Origin of the sequence: Streptomyces sp. (assembly GCF_035644915.1) — a bacterium.
Classification (GTDB): domain Bacteria; phylum Actinomycetota; class Actinomycetes; order Streptomycetales; family Streptomycetaceae; genus Streptomyces.
On the sequence record NZ_DASQNP010000118.1, the window covers coordinates 1 to 19,131 of the forward strand.

At 70.9% G+C, this 19,131-nt stretch carries 17 protein-coding genes; 11 read left to right on the forward strand and 6 right to left on the reverse strand.

The window, feature by feature from the left end; translation table 11 throughout:
* Positions 1 to 207 precede the first annotated feature (207 nt).
* Positions 208 to 900, reverse strand: coding sequence for a glycoside hydrolase family 11 protein (locus VE546_RS13540; protein ID WP_324921999.1), 693 nt, complete (start codon positions 898 to 900; stop codon positions 208 to 210).
* 659 nt (positions 901 to 1,559) lie between these two features.
* Here VE546_RS13540 and VE546_RS13545 point away from each other — a divergent pair.
* Together VE546_RS13545 and VE546_RS13550 are read left to right on the forward strand one after the other, a co-directional pair.
* Positions 1,560 to 1,715 (forward strand): hypothetical protein, encoded by a 156-nt coding sequence (locus VE546_RS13545; protein ID WP_324922001.1) that lies wholly within the window; start codon positions 1,560 to 1,562, stop codon positions 1,713 to 1,715.
* A gap of 105 nt (positions 1,716 to 1,820) precedes the next feature.
* On the forward strand, positions 1,821 to 2,174 hold the full coding sequence (locus VE546_RS13550) for a hypothetical protein (protein ID WP_324922002.1): 354 nt from the start codon (positions 1,821 to 1,823) through the stop codon (positions 2,172 to 2,174).
* Between the two features lie 338 nt (positions 2,175 to 2,512).
* On the opposite strand, the gene VE546_RS13555 is transcribed toward VE546_RS13550, so the two are convergent.
* From VE546_RS13555 to VE546_RS13575, 5 genes are all read right to left on the reverse strand, one after another.
* The gene (locus VE546_RS13555; protein WP_324922004.1) at positions 2,513 to 3,958 is read right to left on the reverse strand and encodes a glyceraldehyde-3-phosphate dehydrogenase; all 1,446 of its coding nucleotides are present in this window, start codon (positions 3,956 to 3,958) and stop codon (positions 2,513 to 2,515) included.
* A 438-nt stretch (positions 3,959 to 4,396) separates the two neighbouring features.
* Positions 4,397 to 5,536 (reverse strand): glycoside hydrolase family 19 protein, encoded by a 1,140-nt coding sequence (locus VE546_RS13560; protein WP_324922005.1) that lies wholly within the window; start codon positions 5,534 to 5,536, stop codon positions 4,397 to 4,399.
* Positions 5,537 to 5,761: 225 nt separating this feature from the next.
* Positions 5,762 to 6,580 carry a lectin gene (locus VE546_RS13565; protein WP_324922006.1) on the reverse strand — a complete coding sequence of 273 codons (819 nt, stop codon included), beginning with the start codon at positions 6,578 to 6,580 and terminating at the stop codon, positions 5,762 to 5,764.
* A gap of 697 nt (positions 6,581 to 7,277) precedes the next feature.
* Positions 7,278 to 8,018, reverse strand: coding sequence for a class I SAM-dependent methyltransferase (locus tag VE546_RS13570; protein WP_324922007.1), 741 nt, complete (start codon positions 8,016 to 8,018; stop codon positions 7,278 to 7,280).
* A gap of 316 nt (positions 8,019 to 8,334) precedes the next feature.
* The gene (locus tag VE546_RS13575; protein ID WP_324922009.1) at positions 8,335 to 9,363 is read right to left on the reverse strand and encodes a DUF4232 domain-containing protein; all 1,029 of its coding nucleotides are present in this window, start codon (positions 9,361 to 9,363) and stop codon (positions 8,335 to 8,337) included.
* A gap of 377 nt (positions 9,364 to 9,740) precedes the next feature.
* Here VE546_RS13575 and VE546_RS13580 point away from each other — a divergent pair, with 377 nt between their 5' ends.
* The 9 genes from VE546_RS13580 to VE546_RS13620 form a co-directional block, all read left to right on the forward strand.
* On the forward strand, positions 9,741 to 10,130 hold the full coding sequence (locus tag VE546_RS13580) for a hypothetical protein (protein ID WP_324922011.1): 390 nt from the start codon (positions 9,741 to 9,743) through the stop codon (positions 10,128 to 10,130).
* Positions 10,131 to 10,465: 335 nt separating this feature from the next.
* A complete protein-coding gene (locus VE546_RS13585; RefSeq protein ID WP_324922013.1) occupies positions 10,466 to 11,254 on the forward strand; it encodes a class I SAM-dependent methyltransferase in 789 nt (262 codons plus the stop codon).
* A gap of 147 nt (positions 11,255 to 11,401) precedes the next feature.
* Positions 11,402 to 12,223, forward strand: coding sequence for a sulfotransferase domain-containing protein (locus tag VE546_RS13590; protein ID WP_324922014.1), 822 nt, complete (start codon positions 11,402 to 11,404; stop codon positions 12,221 to 12,223).
* 43 nt (positions 12,224 to 12,266) lie between these two features.
* Complete coding sequence (locus tag VE546_RS13595) at positions 12,267 to 14,627, forward strand: PEP/pyruvate-binding domain-containing protein (protein WP_324922016.1); 2,361 nt, start codon at positions 12,267 to 12,269, stop codon at positions 14,625 to 14,627.
* Entirely contained in the window at positions 14,624 to 15,229 is a 606-nt protein-coding gene (locus VE546_RS13600; protein ID WP_324922018.1) for a gamma-glutamyl-gamma-aminobutyrate hydrolase family protein, read from the forward strand. Before VE546_RS13595 ends, VE546_RS13600 begins: the two co-directional genes overlap by 4 nt.
* Entirely contained in the window at positions 15,226 to 15,978 is a 753-nt protein-coding gene (locus tag VE546_RS13605) for a phosphocholine cytidylyltransferase family protein (protein ID WP_324922020.1), read from the forward strand. Before VE546_RS13600 ends, VE546_RS13605 begins: the two co-directional genes overlap by 4 nt.
* Before the next feature lie 13 nt (positions 15,979 to 15,991).
* On the forward strand, positions 15,992 to 16,507 hold the full coding sequence (locus VE546_RS13610; RefSeq protein WP_324922022.1) for an adenylyl-sulfate kinase: 516 nt from the start codon (positions 15,992 to 15,994) through the stop codon (positions 16,505 to 16,507).
* On the forward strand, positions 16,507 to 17,736 hold the full coding sequence (locus VE546_RS13615) for an SGNH/GDSL hydrolase family protein (RefSeq protein WP_324922024.1): 1,230 nt from the start codon (positions 16,507 to 16,509) through the stop codon (positions 17,734 to 17,736). The genes VE546_RS13610 and VE546_RS13615 overlap by 1 nt, the downstream gene beginning before the upstream one ends.
* Positions 17,733 to 19,131, forward strand: a 1,399-nt coding sequence (locus tag VE546_RS13620; RefSeq protein ID WP_324922025.1) for an MFS transporter, incomplete at its 3' end; no start/stop codon positions are given. The genes VE546_RS13615 and VE546_RS13620, both read left to right, overlap by 4 nt.

Sequence of the window (19,131 nt, forward strand, 5' to 3'; positions counted from 1 at the left end):
CTGCGGGGGTGACACCGTGGCATCCCTCCCGAGGGGATGAGGCCCCGTCAGCCTGCGCGGCGGCCACGGGCCGACAGCAGTGTGGTGCGGCGGCCATGGGCCGCCGCACCACGGGTGCGGTGTTCCAGGTGTTCGGGAGTCAACTTGCCCTGGGCCGGGCTGCGTTGGCGTCCCTGGCCGGGATGACCTCGGCGGAGGGCGGGACGGTCACCCGCTCACCGTGATGTTGGAGCTGCCGCTGCTCTGGTATCCCTCTGTGGCCATGATCATGTAGTAGCTGAAGTTGCCGAGCTGCATCCCGGCCCGGGCCCACGCGTCGAAGTGGTTGCCGGTGGTGATGGTTCCGCCCGTCTTCTTCGACTGCCGGACGCTCCAGAACTGGGGGAAGGTCTTGGTGCCTTCGACGGAGGGCGCGTTGTACCGCATCGTCTGGTAGATGTCGTACGTGCCGCCGTCGCTGGTGACCGTGCCCCTGTGCGTTCCCGTGGGCCGGTAGGTGCCCCAGTTGTCGACGATGTAGTACTCCACGAGCGGGTTCGACGTCCACCCGTAGAGACACAGGTATCCGTTGCCGGACGGGTTGAAGCTGCCGGAGTAGCGCACGGTCCTGCGTCCGCCGTTGCTCCAGCCCTTGCCGCAGACGAAGTTCCCGGTGTTGCGCCACGAGGTGCTGTAGTTGCCACCGGACCCCAGGGTCATGGAGACCGTTCCGTTGGCGTCGGTCCAGAACGAGTAGTAGAACCCGTTGTGGTTGCCGGTCTGGTTCGTGGTGATGGTCTGGGCGTGGGCAATGCCGGTGCCGGGCAGCATCAGCCCGGACGTGGCCACCACCAGGGCGCCGGCACGGCCGATGAAGCCCCTGCGGCTGACCTGGTGGGCGGGGGCGTCGTCCTTGTGCATTGCTTCCTCCTTGCGAAGGCTGGCACGAGGCCAGGCAGCGTGATACGACCCGGCGGGCTGCCGGTGGCCGGGGTGACGGCCACCGCACGTCGGCGTCGTACAACGACGGTGGGGGGATAGCCGGTCGTCGTGCGGTCGGCGACCGGAGAACCAGGTCGCACGGGCGACCCGGACCGACAGCGATGGGGGCCTGTCGATGGCGACAGTGTTGGTCCGGCTCTCTGGGTTGTCAACGGTTCCCGCAAGAATTCCGGAAAGCCTGTCCTGGGTGGAGACTTCTTGACGAGGGATGAGGCCTGGTCAGTGGCTATATGTGGATGGTTGAATCCGTTACCGGCCTGGAATCCCCGATTCAAAGATCAAAAACAGGGCCAACGTTGTCGAAAATTTTCGGAGGTCTTCCGGGTTGGTGTGACGGGGTGGAACATGATCGCGGCTGGCCCGTCGCGGCGGATGCCCGTAGGGCTCCCGCGTTTCCCGACGCGCCGGAAGCCGCGGCGGACGCGGGTGACCGCGCAGGGGAGGTGTGGCGGTGCCGGACGGGACGTCACCCACCGGGGCGACCAGGATGCGGCGACCGGCCCATGGCCCGGGAAGGGGGAATGTCAGAGGCCGTTCATATGGCTGTGCGGCGATGGACGATGGAGGGAGGGGACGTCATGACCGTCACCGCGCAGGACGCCGTCGAGGCCCTGCGGGAGACGGCCCGGCGGCTGTCGGAGACCTTCACGCCGGATCCCGGCGCCACGGATGCGGAGCTGACCGGGGCGGAGCCGACCCGCCCGACGGCATCCGTACGGTGCTGCGTGCCGTGACAGGCGTCAGGATCGGCACGTCGGCACGTACGACCGGCTCTTCCTCGATCCGCGGCGCACCGCCGCCTCCCGTGAGCGGTGTGAGGGCCCGGCGGGACAGCCCGGGTGATCCTCGAACTCGGCACCGGCGACACCTTCTTCGTCGATGTGGACCCTGCCACCGGCGCCTGGGGCGGCGTGTTCTCGGCGTCGGCGGACTTCTTCGACGCCTACGCCCACTGCGCCCGTTCCCCGCCCGAGTTCCAGGTCGCCCACGCAAGCGACGCCCTGACCGGCGCGGCCGGAGCCGGGCCGGAGGAGGACTTCTTCACCCGTTTCCCCTGCGAAGAGCTCTGGAGGCAGGAGGTCGGGCACACCGGCACCCGGGTCTCGGAACTGCGCGGCACGAACGACCCGGGCTCGGCGCGGCGATGGCCGGCCTCCCGGACGGCGCGGTCCTCGCCGGCCTGCGCGCCCTGAAGCCCCCGGCGCTGATGCTGCCGGAGGCGCCGGACGCCGAACTCCAACGGCACGGCCCGGGACGGCGGTTCGCCGTCGCCGTGCCCGGGAGCGCGCTGCCACCGTGCCCGGGCACCGCCGCGGCCCGCTGAAGACCACACGGACGGAGCCCACGGCAGGGCCCACGGGCAGAGCCCGCTCCCTCCCGCGCTGTACGACAGCCGCCGTACTGTGCGCCGGTTACGGCCCGCTGCGGCGACCGACAGGGGCGGTGGGGCGACCGGATGCCGTGGGGGACCGGCTGCCGCCCCACTGCCACCCCGCCCGCCGGGACACCGGGTCGGACGGGTGCGCCGGGATCAGGCCACGGGGGCCGGGTAGGTCGGGTACTCCACCCCGGAGATGTACTGGACGACGCGGATGACCTGGCAGGAGTAGCCGAACTCGTTGTCGTACCACAGGTAGAGGATCGCGTTGTCGCCCTCGACCTTGGTGGCGCCGGCGTCGACGATCGAGGCGTGGCGCGAGCCGATGAAGTCGCTCGAGACCGCGTCGGGGGCGCTGATGAAGTCGATCTGGCGCTTGAGCGGCGAGGTCAGCGACACGTTGCGGAGGTAGTCGAGGACCTCCTCGCGGGTGGTCTCGCGCGCGAGCTGCAGGTTGAGGATCGCGATCGAGACGTCCGGCACCGGGACGCGGATCGAGCTGCCGGTGATCCTCGCCTTGAGGTCGGGCAGCACCTTGGCGACGGCGGAGGCGGCACCGGTCTCGGTGATGACCATGTTGAGCGGCGCCGAGCGGCCACGGCGGTCGGACTTGTGGTAGTTGTCCAGCAGGTTCTGGTCGTTGGTGAACGAGTGGACGGTCTCCACGTGGCCGCGCAGGACGCCGTACTCGTCGTCCATCGCCTTCAGCGGCGGGACGATCGCGTTGGTGGTGCAGGACGCGCAGGACAGGATCCGCTCGTCCGGCTTGATCGTGTCCTGGTTGACGCCGTGGACGATGTTGGGGACGTCGCCCTTGCCCGGCGCGGTCAGGACGACCTTGGCGATACCGGGACGGAGGTGCTTCGACAGACCCTCGCGGTCGCGCCACTTGCCGGTGTTGTCGATGAGGATGGCGTCCTTGATGCCGTACGCCGTGTAGTCCACCGACGTCGGGTCGTCGGAGTAGATCACCTTGATCTCGTTGCCATTGGCAATGATCTTGCTGTTCGCCTCGTCGACGGTGATCGTGCCCTGGAACTGGCCGTGGATGGAGTCACGGCGCAGCAGCGAGGCGCGCTTGACGATGTCCTGGCCGGCGCTCTTGCGGACGACGATGGCGCGCAGCCGCAGGCCGTTTCCGGACCCGGTCTTCTCGATGAGCAGGCGGGCGAGGAGGCGGCCGATGCGGCCGAACCCGTAGAGGACGACGTCGCGCGGCTCGCGGCGCTCGATCTTGTTGGCGCCCGTGGCGCCGGCGACGGCCTCGGCGGTGAACTCCTCCACCGAGAGACCGCGGTCGTCGGTCTTGTACGTCGCGGCGAGCATGCCGATGTCGATCTGCGAGGGGCCGAGATCGAGCTTGGTGAGAGCCTGCAGGAACGGCAGCGTCTCGGTGACCGAGAGTTCCTCACCGGCGATCTGCCGGGCGAACCGGTGGGTCTTGAGGATGCTGATCACCGACTTGTTCACCAAGGAGCGGCTGTGCAGCAGGACCGTGACGTCCCGCTCCCGGTACAACCTCCCGATCATCGGGATCATCGACTCCGCGATCTCCTCGCGGTTCTTCCAATTGGTGAACGAGTCTACGGTGGTAGTCACGGGTCCATCTTTCGAGCTAGGCGGTGCTCATATGTTAACCACCCGCTCTTTCGGTCACTCAAACGGTGCCGCCCGGGCGAGACGCCGCGGCCGGATTCCATGGCCGCACCAGGGCGGGAAAGGGATCCTTGCGCGGGACGAGGGAGGTAATTCGCAGGAATTCGCCCTTGTTTGTCCCCCTGTGTGATTCCTGCCACCTCGGCGCCGATGTGACGCGCACACCCGGTCGGCGGACCCCTGACGGGCGGGGCACCCGCGCCGTACCCACCCGCAGCCATCTCCCCGTCCACCGCCGCGCGGCCCGTGGGCTCCGCCGTATGGCGGCGCCCGGCGCCGGAGCACCGGGGGAGCCGGTGGCCGAGCGGGTTCCATCCGGGTGCGCGGGCCGGAGGGGAATCCTCCGGCCCGCGCACGCGGGTTGCCGTGCCCGGACGGCCGTCAGCAGTACAGGTTGTCGCCGGGGCTCACGCCGAGGACGGCGGTGAACTCCTGGTACTTGGCCACGCGGCTCTGCACCTGTGCGGGGTTCCTGCCGTCGCACTCCAGGGCGCCGTTGATGGAGCGGATGGTCTGCCCGAAGCCGGCTCCGCTGACCATGGCGTTGTGGGGGGTCATGGTGCCGGGGCCGGACTGCGTGTTCCAGTACCACAGCCCCGTGCGCCAGGCCACGGCGGCGTCGTTCTGCACCAGCCAGGGGTTGCCCAGCAGGTCGATGCCCAGGGCGTCGCCCGCCGCCTTGTAGTTGAAGTTCCAGCTCAGCTGGATCGGGCCGCGGCCGTAGTACGCCGCCTGGCCCGCGGGGCAGCCGTAGGGCCGGCTGCTGTCGCAGTAGTGCGGGTAGTTGGCGGTGTTCTGCTCCACGATGTGCACCAGGCCGCCGGTCTCGTGACTGACGTTGGCGAGGAAGGCGGCGGCCTCCCGCTTCCTCGTGGTGTCGTCACCGGTGGTGGCGAAGGCCGGGTAGGAGTTCAGGGCCTGGACCAGGCCGCTGTAGGTGTAGAAGCCGTTCCGGTTCGGGAACATCCGGTTGAACTGGGTCTCGGTGACGACGAAGCCGGACGGGGTGTTGCCGCCGGCGGCCGGCGCGTTCCACTTCTGGTTCGCGGCTCCGGTGCAGGTCCAGATCTGCAGACGGGTGCCGTTGGCGCTGTTGTTGTCCCGCACGTCCAGGCACTTGTCCGCGGCCGGGTTGACGATGTCGTGGGCCGCGGTGACCACCCACTGCTGGTTGGCGCCGCCGGTGCAGTCCCACAACTGGACCGCCGCCCCGTCGGCCGTGCTGCGGTCGACGACGTCCAGGCACTTGCCGAGCGCGCGCAGGGTGCCGTCACCCGGGTTGGACCAGCGCTGGGCGGCGGTGCCGTTGCACTCGTAGAGCTGCACGGCGGTGCCGTTGGCACTGTTGGCCCCTGCCACGTCGACGCACTTTCCGGCGAGCCCGGTGATCTGTCCGTCGGCGGCCTGGGCGGGCACGGCGGTGGACAACGCGGACAGGACGGCGGCGAGGGCGGCGGTCACGGCGAGGCGGCCGAAGGCGATGCGTCTGAGGGAGAACCGTTTGCTACGGGACACGGACATGGTGGACGTCCCTCCTGGTCGTGGGAAGGGGCAGGGGCTGTGTGGGGTGCCGCGCGGACGGACCGGCCGCGGGCGCGTGTGGGCTCGCGAACGGTGCCGGTCACCGGGCCGGGGCGGTCTGTGGCTGCTGGGCGCGGGCGCGCACGTCGTCTCCTGGTGTGCCGGGGCAGGAGTCCGGTGGGGGACCGTGGACCCTCCGCTCCGGTGGTGCACCGCAGGGTGCCGTCAGTCCAGGACCTTCTGGGTGACGACGATGTGACCGGCGTCCGGGTCGAGGCTTCCGCCGAGCCGGCTGAACGCCCCGTCGGTCAGGTCGAGGCACTTGGGCTCCTGCGGGGTCTGCACGAAGGTTCCCCGGTCATTGATGCGCACGACGAGCGATCTGCCGTTGGCGACATTGGTGACCTGCACCCGGGTCCCGAACGGCAACTGCGGTTGCCGGCTCAGCGAGGTGGCCGCCGTGTCCGCGTTGTTGTCGAAGAGCTCACCGCTGGCCGTGAGGGCACCGGGCGGCTGCGGCCCGTAGTGCGTCGCCCAGCACTGGTCGCCGGTCTGCTCGGCGGGTGCCGTCCACTTCTGGTTCGGGGCGCCGGTGCAGGTCCAGATCTGGATCCGGGTGCCGTTGGCCGCGTTGCCGTCCGTGACGTCGAGGCACTTGTCGGCCTGCGGATTGACGATGTCGCGTGCGGCGGTGACGGTCCACTTCTGGTTCGCGGCTCCTGTGCAGGTCCACAACTGGGCCTTGGCGCCGTCGGCCGTCGCGTGGTCGGTCACGTCCAGGCACTTGCCGAGGGCCCGGACGGTGCCGTCCGGGCCGACGGTCCACTGCTGGGCGGCGGTGCCGTTGCACTCGTAGAGCTGTACGGGCGTGCCGTCGGCGGGGTTCGCACCGGCGACGTCGAGGCACTTGCCGGCCAGGCCGGTGATGGTCCCGGTGGCGGCCTCGGCGGGGGAGGCGGTGAGGAGGCTTGCCGACAGGGCCAGCAGCGCCACGGCGAGCGGGCCCCGCAGTGCGGCGGGACGTGTGGGGGGTTGTCCGGCCATGGGGAAGGATCACAGCCTTTCGCGTACGGCTGACTGGTGCGGAGGAGAGCGCACGGCGGAGTTCTTGGAGCCGAACTGCCGCAGGAAACAAGGGGTTTGACGAGCGGTGAATCTAAAGGTCTGAACCATAAGCGTCAAGAGATGGAGAAACGAAAGCTTTCAACCGCGGAGGAATTCCAGAAGTCGAAGCCGGTGCCGAAGGATCGCTTCCTCCGTATCGCGTGTCCGCATCGCGTGCGGCGAGCCGGCCGCGGGGCTTCCGCTCCCAACCGCTCCGGAGGGGAGGGACGGGAAGTGCGCGGCCGGTGCGGACCCTTCCGGCGCGTCGGCACCGCCGCCCCGTGCGTACCGGACGGCCCGGCGGTGGCGCACCCGGCGGGGTCGATGTGTTCGCGGCACGCACGGCGTGCGCCGCTTCCACGCCCAGCGGCTCGCCGCATGCGGACGTGTGGTCGCCTGAACCGCGAGCCCTCCTTGCGGCCGGCGTACTCGGGCCGCATCACCAGCGGCCCGCCCTCCCGGGCGAAGGACCGGTGCCGTGGCCGGTAAAGACGGTTGCCGGGGATGGCACGCCGCCGGGCAGTGCCCTGGCGAGTCGCCGACGGGCCATGCCGTGCTCCCCGCCCATCGTCCGCGTCGGCGGGAGGAACACGACGGTCGCGGTTCGGCAGCGGGTGGTGCGCGCACGGGGTGCTGGTCAGTCGGCGGGTTTCTCCCAGACCGAGACGTGCCGGTCGCTTTCACCGGTGAAGGGCTCCCGTGCCCAGCCGGCCCACCGCTCGCGCAGCCGGAGCCCGGCGATCCGGGCCATCAGGTCCAGCTCGGCCGGCCACACGTACCGGAAGGGAATCGACCGGTACGAGCCGCGTCCGTCGACGACCTCGACGTAGTTCGAACTCATCGCCTGGGTGGCGGTGTCGTAGAGGTCGAACGCCCACTGCGTCGGGCTGGTGCGGAACGGCACCACGTTCTGCCCCGGCGGGAGCCTGCGCAGCTCGGGGACCCCGACTTCGACGACGAAGCAGCCACCGGGCTCCAGGTGGGCCGCGGCGTTGCGGAAGCACTCCACCTGGGCGTCCTGCGTCGTCAGGTTCATGATCGTGTTGAAGACCAGGTACGCGACCGAGAACGTGCCGTCCACCCTCGTTGTCGCGAAGTCGCCGATCGTCACGCCGATCGCGTCACCGCCCGGCTTGGCGCGCAGCCGGGCGACCATCGCCCGCGACAGGTCGATGCCGTGGACCGGGACCCCGCGGCGGGCCAGCGGCAGCGCGATGCGCCCTGTTCCGATGCCCAGCTCCAGCACCCGTCCGTCGCCGGCGAGTTCCTCCAGGAGATCGACCGCCGGATCCACGACGCCCGGCTCGAACATGTCCGCCGCCGACTCGTCGTACGTCGCGGCGACCGCCTCTCCGAAGTAGCCGTCCTCATCGTCCATGAGGCGACTGTAGGGCGGTGGGCCGTCGCGGCGCCCGTGATATTTCTCCCGGCCGCCGGACGGTCCGCGTACGTGTCATCCGGTCACGGCCGGTCCGGGGACCCGGCCATGAGGAGGTCATGCTCCCCTCCCGGGACGGGAGCCCTTGGAGGGCTGGTTCCTCCCGGCACCCGGGCCGGACGAGCCGGTCATCGCGCATCACCCCACGGGGTTCGACCGGTCCGGCGTGCCCGCCCGCCCGGAGCCGTGGCGGCGCCGGGCGGCGGCCTGACGGCACCCGCGTGGGACGACCGGTACCGGGCGTGTCCACCGCCCCTCACGGATGTGCGGGGACGGTGGGCGCCGACGGTGGTCCGGACGGTCGCATGCCGGGGGTGCCGCCGGTGGCCGGTGTGTCCGTCCCGTCCTTCTTCCAGGGGCCGACGCCGAGCCTCCCCGTCGTGCCCAGGTCGAACTCCGGGACCACCATCACGGGGGCGGCGCCGGGCCGTGCCCACACCCTCGTATAGGGGGCGTTGACGGGATCGCCGACAACGGAGTCGACCGTGTTGCGCCAGACCAGCCCGGCGTAGGCGCGCTCGCCGGGCTTGAGGGCCAGTGGATGGGGCATGCCGTCGGCTCCGGTGCCGGTGGCGATGGCGCTGCCCCCGCGGAGGACTCTCACGCCGCTGACGGGCTTGTGGTCCCCGTCGAGGAGCTGCAGTCGCGGATAGCCGTTGAGCCGGACGGTTCCGGTGCCGCAGTTCTCCAGGTGGAGACCCACGACGCGGAGCCCCATGGCGGCGTCGCCGTCGTCGGCGTACACGCGCGTGCCCGAGGGTGGGCAAGGCCCTCCCGCGGAGGACGCCTCGTCGGCGGGGACGCTCCTCACCTGGGTGATCCGCACGTGTGCCGCGCCGTGCGCGCCCGGTGGAAGCCCGTCCACGGTGACGGTGCGCTGCACGGTCCGGCGGGGCCTGACGGACGGCACGGTTCGCTCCGCGGTCGCCAGCGCCTCTCCGGTGGCCGACAGGAACGTGAAGGTGATCGTGTAGGTGAAGGGTTCGCCCTGGTGATGGGTGACCTCGAACGCGGCGCAGGGGCGGGCGCCGCCGCTCAGGCCGGTGATCCTGACTCCGTCCTCATCCAGGCCGGAAGGGCCTCCGGGCGGGGCCGGGGGGCTGGACGCGGCCGGTGTTCCGGAAGGCCGGGCCCGGCAGGAGGAACCGTTGGGGGAGTCCGGGGCACCGGACACCCGCGTCTGTGCCGAGCCGTCGCTCCCCGACCCGGCCCGCTGCGATCCGCACGCCGCGAGCAGCAGGACACCGGCGAGGACGACGGGAGGGGTGAGGAGGGCGCTGCGCATCCGCCGAGTCGATCAGGACGGGGCCATGCCGGCCTGTGATGGAGGTCACGCTTCCCGTCACAGGCTTGTCACAGGCGAGTGAGCGGCACGGCCCGGACCGTACCGGCGACCATCCCGGCGATGGGGGCGACGAGTTCACGTCCCCGGGCCGGGACGGCCCGGCCGGCACGCCGATCCGCTGGGCCCCTTCGGTGCGGAGGAGACCCGGAGCAAGCCGGTGATCGCCACGGAACACCCGCAGGGGGTGGGCCTGAGCGGCCTGTTATCCCGCTCACATGACGACCGAGATCCGGTGGGCATGTGCATGATTGAGTCTTCCGCAGCACACAGCCCGATCCGAAACAGGGAGATCCTTGAAACTCCGTCGTGTTCTCACCGTGGGTGCGGCCGCCGTCGCGGCGCTCGTGCTCTCCACCGGCACCGCGTCCGCCGGCTCCGTGTACGACAGGGCGACCGGCTCGGAGGGCTGGGGCGACTTCAGCTACGCGAGCAAGACCTACGCGCACAGCATCCACCTCCGCGTGCGTGACACCGCCGCCGACGGGCACCACGTCCGGATCCGGGTGCAGTCCCTGGACCCGACCCGCAACGTGACCAGCTATGCGTGGCGCTCGGTCACCACCGGCCACAACACCGAGGGCATCTGGAGCACTTCGCTCACCGACTCGAGCGGCATCTGGGCCCTGCGCATCCAGGTGTGCACCTTCGAGGGCGACACGGCGCAGTCCTGCGCCACCTCGGGCTGGGACGGCAACAACTACTACTGATCCGCACGGCGTTGACGGCAGGAGGCCCCGGGACCATGGCGGATCCCGGGGCCTCCCGCCGTGCACCGGTGTCTCCGGCCGGTATCCGCCGGCGTGTGCCGTGAGGCAGCGGACCGGGGCCGTCACGGACACGGTGGACTCCCCGGTCCGGCACATGCCGCACGAGGAATCCCAAAGCCTTCTGTTTACCCCTCAAGGGCCCGGGTACGCGGGGGGCTCAATTGCCGGAGAGTGTCAAGGAGGAGACGCGGGAGTCGCGGAGAGGTGAGCGGGACATGGCTCAGCGCCCTTCGTCGGCGACGGCCGTCTCCTCCGTCGGACAGGGAGGTTCGTACGTGTCACCACGCAGTGCTCTGAAGCCGGGAGACTTCACGGGACTGGCCGAGAACTACTCCGCCTACCGGACCGGTTACGCACCTTCCGTCCGGGCGGCCCTGCTGGGGCTGTTAGGGCGTCCCGCCGGCGAGCTCGACGCCGTGGACGTCGGCGCCGGTACGGGGATCTGGACCCGGATGCTCCACGAGGCGGGCTTCAGGTCGGTGACGGCCGTCGAGCCGAACGACGACATGCGCAGCGTCGGCATGCGGGATTCCAAGGGGCTGGGCATCTCCTGGCGCACCGGCACGGGGGAGTCCACCGGCCTGCCGGACGCCGCCGCGGACCTGGTCACAATGGCCTCTTCGTTCCACTGGGTGGATTTCGACCAGGGGACCGCGGAGTTCCACCGCGTACTGCGCCCCGGCGGCTGGTTCGCGGCCTTGTGGAGCACGCGCCTCCTGCAGGCCAACCCCCTCCTCGCGGAGATCGAGGAGGAACTGAACCGGCTCCACCCCGGCCTGCGGAAATCCGCCTTCGGCCGGTCCGGTTTCACCGAGACGCTGACCGAACGCCTCGCCGCGCACCCGCTCTTCGACGACGTGACGACCCTGGAGGGGCGGCACGTCGTCACCCAGACCGTCGAGCACCACCTCGGCCTGTGGCGCTCGGTCAACGACGTCCGCTCCCAGCTCGGCGAGGAGAAGTTCGCGCGGTTCCTCGACCACGTGGAGCGCCGCCTCGCCCACGTCGAAACGGTGGAGGTCACCTACCTGAGCCGGGCCTGGGCCGTCAGGCGCCGTGACTGACGGGGAAGCCGGTGCCGCGGTCCGCCCGGCGGACCGCGGCACCGGCCGCGACCCGATCGCGCGGATACCGACGGCTTGAGAACCGGGAAGAGGCGGGAAGTGACCGACCGACGCATCAGCTCCTTGTACCAGCGCAATCTCCGGCACGTGGGACGCGATGACATCGTTCTGGGCGGATACGGCGGCTCGGGCCAGTCGCTCGTCGCCAACGTGCTCCAGGAACTCGGCCTGAACTACGTGGACCCGTACACGGAGGAGATCCTCCCCGACGGCACCTCGGCAGGCGTCCCCGGGCACGCCGCCTTCCGGAACCGCCTGTCGGCCATGCACCGGCGGGACACCGGAGAGCGGACGGAGGGGAGGATCCGCCACCGGCCGCGCTTCTTCAAGACCCACCTGCCGCCGGAGGTGTTCTCCCACCGCGACCTGTCGGGTGTCTGGCTCGTCGTGCGCGACCCCCGGGACGCCCTGTACTCCTGGTACCGCTGGCGGGCCGACTTCGGCGAGGAACCGTGGGACCGCGCCGACGGGACGTTCGAGGAGTTCATCACCGGACCGGATTTCACCGGCAGGCTCCCCACGGAGGACTGGAGCCTCTTCTACGAGGAGTGGCTGCGGCGCGCGCGGGACATCGGACGGTACACCGTCACCCGCTTCGAGGACGTCAAGCGCAGCCCGCGGAGCACCATGCGCAGAGCCCTGGACGACCTGGGCGTCGACGTGGCGGACGACGCCCTCGACAGCGCCCTGCACCGCAGCAGCTTCGAGGCGATGCGCGGCCATGAGGACCAGGTCGCCCGGTCCACCGGGGCGCGGGCGGAAGGCCCGAGGATCATGCGCAGGGGCAAGGTGGGGGAGTGGCAGGAGTGGATGACTCCCGCGCTGGCCCGGCCGTTCGCCCATGACGGTATCCGGGCGACCGCACAGCGATTCGGGTACTCCCTGCCGGCCGACCCGCAGGGGTCGTGAGACCGGCCCGGGCCGATCGTCCGAACTCTCCCGGAGGAATCCCATGGTTACCCATGCGGCCAAACACGTTCTCTTCGGCTCGAAGGCCGAGACCCTGGAGCGAGTGGCGCCCCTGCTCCAGAACGCGTCCGTTCTCCCCCTGACCCGCTTCCGGGTCGAGGAGTGGCGGGCGCGCCGCGCATCCCTGGTGGAGGCGATCTCGAACACCCGCTGGGGAAAGGGGAGACTGATCGTCCGCAGCAGCACCGCGCACGAGGACAGCCCCGACGCCATGGAGCCCGGCGGCTACCTCTCGGTGCCCGGCGTCGTCGGCCCCGACGCGCTGGGCGCGGCGGTGGACGCGGTGATCGAGTCCTACACCGCCAAGGGCTCCCTGGAAACGGACGACATCGGCCGGCAGCACGTGCTCGTACAGCCGATGCTGGAGAACGCCACGACGACCGGGGTGATGTTCACCTCGGACCCGAACACCGGCGCCCCCTACCTCGTGATCAACTACGAGGGGCTCGGCGACACCTCGGCCGTCACCAGCGGGACGTCGGCGCACCTGTGCATGTTCTACTGCTGGAAGCACGCCCCCGGCCCGCCGCGCGACCCGCGGATGCGACGACTCGCCGAGCTGGCCCGGGAACTCGAGGCGATCTTCCAGCGGCAGGCCCTCGACGTCGAGTACGCCTTCGACGGACGAGGGGAGCTGTACCTCTTCCAGGTCAGGCCGCTTCCCGTGGCCGGTGAGCGGGAGGATCCCGGGCTGGAGTCCGCCGTGGACATCGTCGCGGGCAAGGTCCGGCGTGCGAGCATGCCCCACCCCTACCTGCTGGGCCGCCGTACCGTCTTCGGCGTCATGCCCGACTGGAACCCGGCGGAGATCCTGGGCGCCCGCCCGCGTCCACTGGCCCTGTCCCTCTACCGCAAGCTCATCACCGACATGGAATGGGCCGACCAGCGCCGGCGCTACGGCTACCGCGACGTACGGGGATTCCCGCTGCTGCTCGACTTCTGCGGAGTGCCGTACGTCGACGTGCGGGCCAGCGCCAACTCGCTGGTTCCCGCCGGACTCGACGACCGGTTGGCCGAGCGCCTGGTCGACCACTACGTGGACCGGCTGACGACACATCCCGAACTCCACGACAAGGTGGAGTTCGACGTCTTCTTCACCTGCTACTCCTTCACGCTCCCGGAACGCCTGTCCCGCCGGACCGGCACACTGTTCACCGGGGAGGAACGCACCCGGATCCTCGATTCCCTGAGGGACCTGACCAACGCCCTCATGGACGAGGACCACCCCGCCCTGCGCACCGACGCCGAGAGCATCGCCTCGCTGCCCGAACGCTTCACCCGCATACGGGACTCGGTGCTGGAACCGCCCGCCCGGATCTACTGGCTCCTCGAGGACTGCCGGCGCCATGGAACACGGCCGTTCGCCGGTTACGCCCGGCTCGGTTTCATCGCCACCGAGTTGCTGAGGTCCCTCGTGGCCCGGGGCGTGCTGCCGCAGGAGTACGTGACCCGCCTGATGGCCTCCCTGGACACCCCGACGAACCGCATGCTGCGTGACCGGGCCGAGCTGTCCCGGGAGGAGTTCCTGAACCGGTACGGGTTCTTACGCCCCGGCACCTACGACATCCGCTCCCCCCGGTACGACGAGGCACCCGACACGTACTTCACCTGGTCCCACAGGCCACCACCCGCCCGAACCGCGGCCCGGCCTCCCCTGCCCCCCGGCGCGGCCCGGCGGATCGACGACCTGCTGCGGAAGCACGGCCTCAAGCAGAGCGCGGAAGGCCTGCTGGCCTTCATCACCAGCAGCATCGAACGGCGGGAGAACTCCAAGTTCGAATTCTCCCGCCACCTCAGCGAGGCCCTGCGCATCATGAAGAGCCTGGGGGAACAGGTCGGCCTGAGCGCCGACGACCTGTCGTACGCCTCGGCCGAGGACATCGGGGAACTGTACCGGGGGGCGTCCAACAGCCGCAGCGTTCTCAGCAGCGCCGTCGACGAGGGCCGCCGCAAGTACGAGCTGACCAGGCGTATCGTCCTCCCCCCGGTCATCACCTCCTCCGAGGACGTCTTCTCCTTCCGGCTCACCCCCGGCGAACCGAACTTCATCACCCAGGGCAGGACCAGCGGCCCGGTGGCCACGGCCGACACCGACACCGCCGAACTGGCCGGCAAGATCCTGCTGCTCCCCAGCGGCGACCCGGGGTACGACTGGGTGTTCTCCAAGGGCATCACCGGATTCATCACCCGGTACGGCGGTGCCAACTCGCACATGGCCATCCGCGCACACCAACTGGGGGTGCCGGCGGTCATCGGCGCCGGCGACGTCCTCTACGAGCAGTGGTCGGAAGCCCGCCACATCATGCTGGACTGCCTGAACCGCCGGGTGGAGGTGGTGATGTGACGTACATCGCCGTGAGCCAGCGGGTGGCCACGGACCCGGCGCACGGAACCCGTAGCGACGCGGCGGACCAGCGCTGGTGGGCGTTCCTGCGCGGCTGCGGCCTGCTGCCGCTGCCGCTGCCCAACGACCCCGTCACCGTCCGCAGGACGCTGGCGGACCTGCCCGTGGGAGGCATACTGCTCACCGGCGGGAACGACCTCGCCGTCTGCGGGGGCCGGGTACCGGAGCGGGACGCCACGGAGTCCGTCCTCATAGACGAGGCACTGTCGCGGCCGATTCCCCTCATAGGGGTCTGCCGGGGCATGCAGCACCTGCAGCACCGCTTCGGTGCGCGCCTGTGGCGCGTCACCGGACAGGTGGCCGAGCGACAGGTGCTGGAGATCGACGGGCGACGGAGAACCGTCAACAGCTATCACCACTGGGCGACCACCGAGACTCCCGCGCCACTGCTTCCGTGGGTGAGGGGGCCGGGAAGGATCGTCAAGGCGGTCCGGCACGAGTCGGCGCCCCTGCTGGGCATCATGTGGCACCCCGAGCGGATCGAGCCGTTCGCCGAGGAGGACCGCGCACTGTTCCGCTCCCACTTCGGAGGAACACGATGAAGGCCGTCATCCTGGCGGCGGGCCGCGGCAGGCGCCTGGGCACCCTGACCGACGAGAAGCCCAAGTGCATGGTGCCGCTGAGGGGAAAACCCCTGCTGCACTGGCAGCGCACCGCCCTGCGGGCCGCGGGGGCCGACGAACTGGCGGTGGTCACCGGCTACCGCGCCGAGGCACTGGCGGACGGCGGGTACACGACGTTCCCGGCCACCCGCTGGGAGAACACCAACATGGTCACCTCCCTGTGCGCCGCGGCTCCCTGGCTGCGCGCGCACGCATGCGTGGTGGCGTACGGGGACATCGTCTACCCGGCGGCCGCCGTGCGGAGCCTGGCCGCCGCCCCCGGCGACGTGGTCATCACCTACGACCCCCACTGGTGGGACCTGTGGTCCCTCAGGTTCGCCGACCCCCTCGACGACGCCGAGACGTTCCGGCTGGCCGGGGACGGCACCGTACGCCGCATCGGCGGCCGCGCCGCCCACCCGGCGGAGATCGAAGGGCAGTACATGGGCCTGCTGAAGTTCACCCCGCCCGGCTGGTCGGCCGTCGAATCGGTTCTCGGAACGCTGCCCGACCGTACCCGGGACGCGATGGACATGACCTCCCTGCTGCAACTCCTCATCGACCGCGGCCACCGGGTGCACGCGGTGCCCGCCCCGTACGGATGGGCGGAAGTGGACACCGAGTCCGACCTGGCCCTGTACGAGGACCTCGTGGCCCGGGGCCGGCTCGCGCTTCCCACCCACGACTGAGAGGAACCCCATCATGATCGTCTGGCTGATCGGCATGTCGGGCGCCGGCAAGACGGCCGTCGGCACCCGCGTGACCGCCGCCCTCAAGCCCCACCTGCGGGACCTGGTCCGCCTGGACGGTGATCTGCTCAGGGAGGTGTGGGGGGACGATCTCGGACACGATCTGACCGCGCGTGAGACCAACGCGGGGCGCATCAGCCGCCTGTGCGCCATGCTCGACCGTCAGGGCGTCCATGTCGTCGCGAGCGTGCTGTCCGTCTTCCCGGACTGGCAGGCGTGGAACCGCACAACGTTCTCGCAGTACTTCGAGGTGTTCCTGGACGCCCCGATGCACGTCCTGCGGGCCCGGGACACCAAGGGCATCTACGCCGCGGCGGAAGCGGGACGCATGAGCGACGTCGTGGGAGTCGACATTCCCTTCCCGCGCCCCGCCCACCCCGACCTGGTCCTCGACAGCCACGGCCCGGACAACACCCCCGACCGGCTGACCGAGCGCATCGTCACCGCGGTCACCGAGCGGATCCGCTGATGAGGGGCAGGACCGCACTCACCGGACTGGCGGGCTGGCTCGCCGCGGAGACCGCCGTCCACCTCCTCGTCCGCAGGCTCCGCCCGTCCTTCCCCTGGCTCATCGGAGACGACGACGTCGCGCCCGACATCGACGAGCGGCTCGTCGCCCGCCACGCCTCGAACTCCTTCGACGCCGACCTCGGATGGTGCCGGCGTCCCGGGCAGACCGGCACCGAGCGCACCAGGGACGGCACGACCTCGTACACCATCGACCCGCTCGGCCGGCGGAACAACCCCGGGTTCGAGGACGTCCGGTCCCAGGTGGCGTGCTTCGGCGACTCCTTCGTCTTCTGCCGGCTGGTGAACGACGACCAGACCTGGCCGCACCAGCTCTCCCGGCTGCTCGGCACCCATGCCGCCAACTACGGCATCGGCAACTACGGCCTCGACCAGGCCCTGCTGCGTCTGGAGCGGGAGCTGCCCTCGCTGGAGGCACACGTGGTCGTCATGGGAGTGGTGCCGGAGACGATCGCACGGGTGCACTCCTACTGGAAGCACTACTTCGAGTACGGCAACACCCTGGCCTTCAAGCCGCGCTTCGTCCTCGACCCCGCCGGCCGCCTGCACCACCACGGCCCGGCCGTGCGGACCCCGGCGGAGTACGCCACCTACCACCGGCACCTCGACCGGATCCAGTCACTCGACCACTTCTTCGACGCCAAGTTCCGCCGTGACCTGCTGCGTTTCCCCTACCTCCCCCGCATCGCACGGCGCTTCGGACGGCACGGGCCGATACTGCGGCACCTCGTGGCCGGCCTGGTCAGCGGCGACCACGAGCACGCGTTCGCCCGGGCGTTCGACGTCGTCCTGCGCGACAACGCCCGCTGGACCGCCGGGCTCTACCGGGACCCCAGGGCCCTCGCGCTCCTCGAGGCACTGGTCGCGCGATTCGCCGAACGGTGCACGGCGGCCGGAAAGCAGCCCGTGCTGCTGGTCATGCCGCAACCGGTGGACCTCCAGCGCGACGGGGGTGCCGCATACGCGCAGGCGTTCGCCTCCATGCGGCGGATACTCCCCGTCATCGACGTCACCCCGGCGTTCCGCGACGCGCCCGACCACCGCGCCCTGTTCGCCCACGGACGCCTCGGGCCCCACCCCAATCACGAGGGCAACGCCCTCATAGCCCAGGCCGTCGCCCGGCAGATCGACCACCACATCACACCGCAGCCGAAACAGAACCAGCCGTGACCTCTGGACCCTCCCGCACACCGACCACCGACCGGCCCTGGCCGACCGCGCTCTTCCTGGGCGCCACGTTCTTCCTGGTCCTCTTCGACAGCCTCGCCGTCGCGACCGCGCTGCCCGCCATCGCCGGGGACCTGCGCCTCGCGCCCGCCTCCCTCCCCTGGGTGGTCAACCTCTACTCACTCGGCCTGGGCGGGCTGATGCTCCTGGCCGGACAGGCCTGCAACCGATGGGGCCGCAGGCACGTGCTGATCGCCGCCCTCGCCCTGCTGACCGCCGCCACCCTCCTCGCCGGGATCGCCCAGTCCCCGGTTCCGCTCCTGATCGGCAGGGCACTGCAGGGTTCGGCCGCGGCATTCGTCCTTCCCACGGTCCTGGCGATGACCGGAACGCTCTTCCCCCGCGAGCCGTGGCGCAGCCGTGTCCTGGCCGTGGTGCTGGTCTCCGGAGCGGTCTCCGGCCTCACGGGAGCCGTCTGCGGCGGCCTGCTGACCGCCACCGCCGGGTGGCGGTGGATCTTCCTCGCCACGGTTCCCTTCGCCCTGGTGCTCCTCGCCGCGGCCGTCTCCGTCCTGCCCGCCGACCGGCCGGGCACCGCTCCGGCCGGCCGCCCGGACGTCCCCGGAGCGATCCTGGCCACGGGCGGGGTGACCCTGCTCCTCCTCGGCGTCGGCCAGGGCGAGCACGACGGCTTCCACTCCTGGACGACCTGGTCCGCCACGGTCGCCGGGCTGCTCCTGCTCGTGGCGTTCCCGCTCCGGGAACGCCGCGCCGCGCATCCGCTCCTCAAGCCCGGTCTGCTGCGCTCCCCCCGCGTGATCGGTAGCTGTCTGGGCAGCGCGGCCCACTCGGCGGTCTACTCGGCAGGCATCGTCGTGGGCAGCCTCCACCTGCAGGACGCCTATGACCTGTCCCCCGCGGAGGCCGGTCTCGCCCTGACACCCACCCTCGTCGCCACGACACTCAGCGGAACCGTCGCGGCGCGCATCGTGCGGTGGATGGGGCCGCGGACCACGGCATGCTGCGCCCTGCTCCTCGCGGCCCTCTCCCTGGGACTCATGGGCGCCAACGCCGGGACGGTCGGCTACGCGACCGCGGTGCTGCCCTGGCTGCTTCTGCGCGGACTGGCCGAGGGAACGGACTACGTCGCCCTCACCCGGGCGGCGGTCGCCGACGCGGCGGAGGAGGACCGTCTCACCGCCTCCAGCCTCTTCGAGGCCTCCACGCACATCGGGGGAGCGATCGCCGTGGCCGTCTACGCCGCTCTCATCGCCTCGGACCTCGGCTACCGCGGGGCCTACCTGGCGGGAGCGCTCTTCGCGGCCGCGGGTTCCGCCGCGGTCCTCCTCCTGCCGAGGCAGGACGGCCGGCCGGCAGGTGCCGAGCGGCACGCCGCAC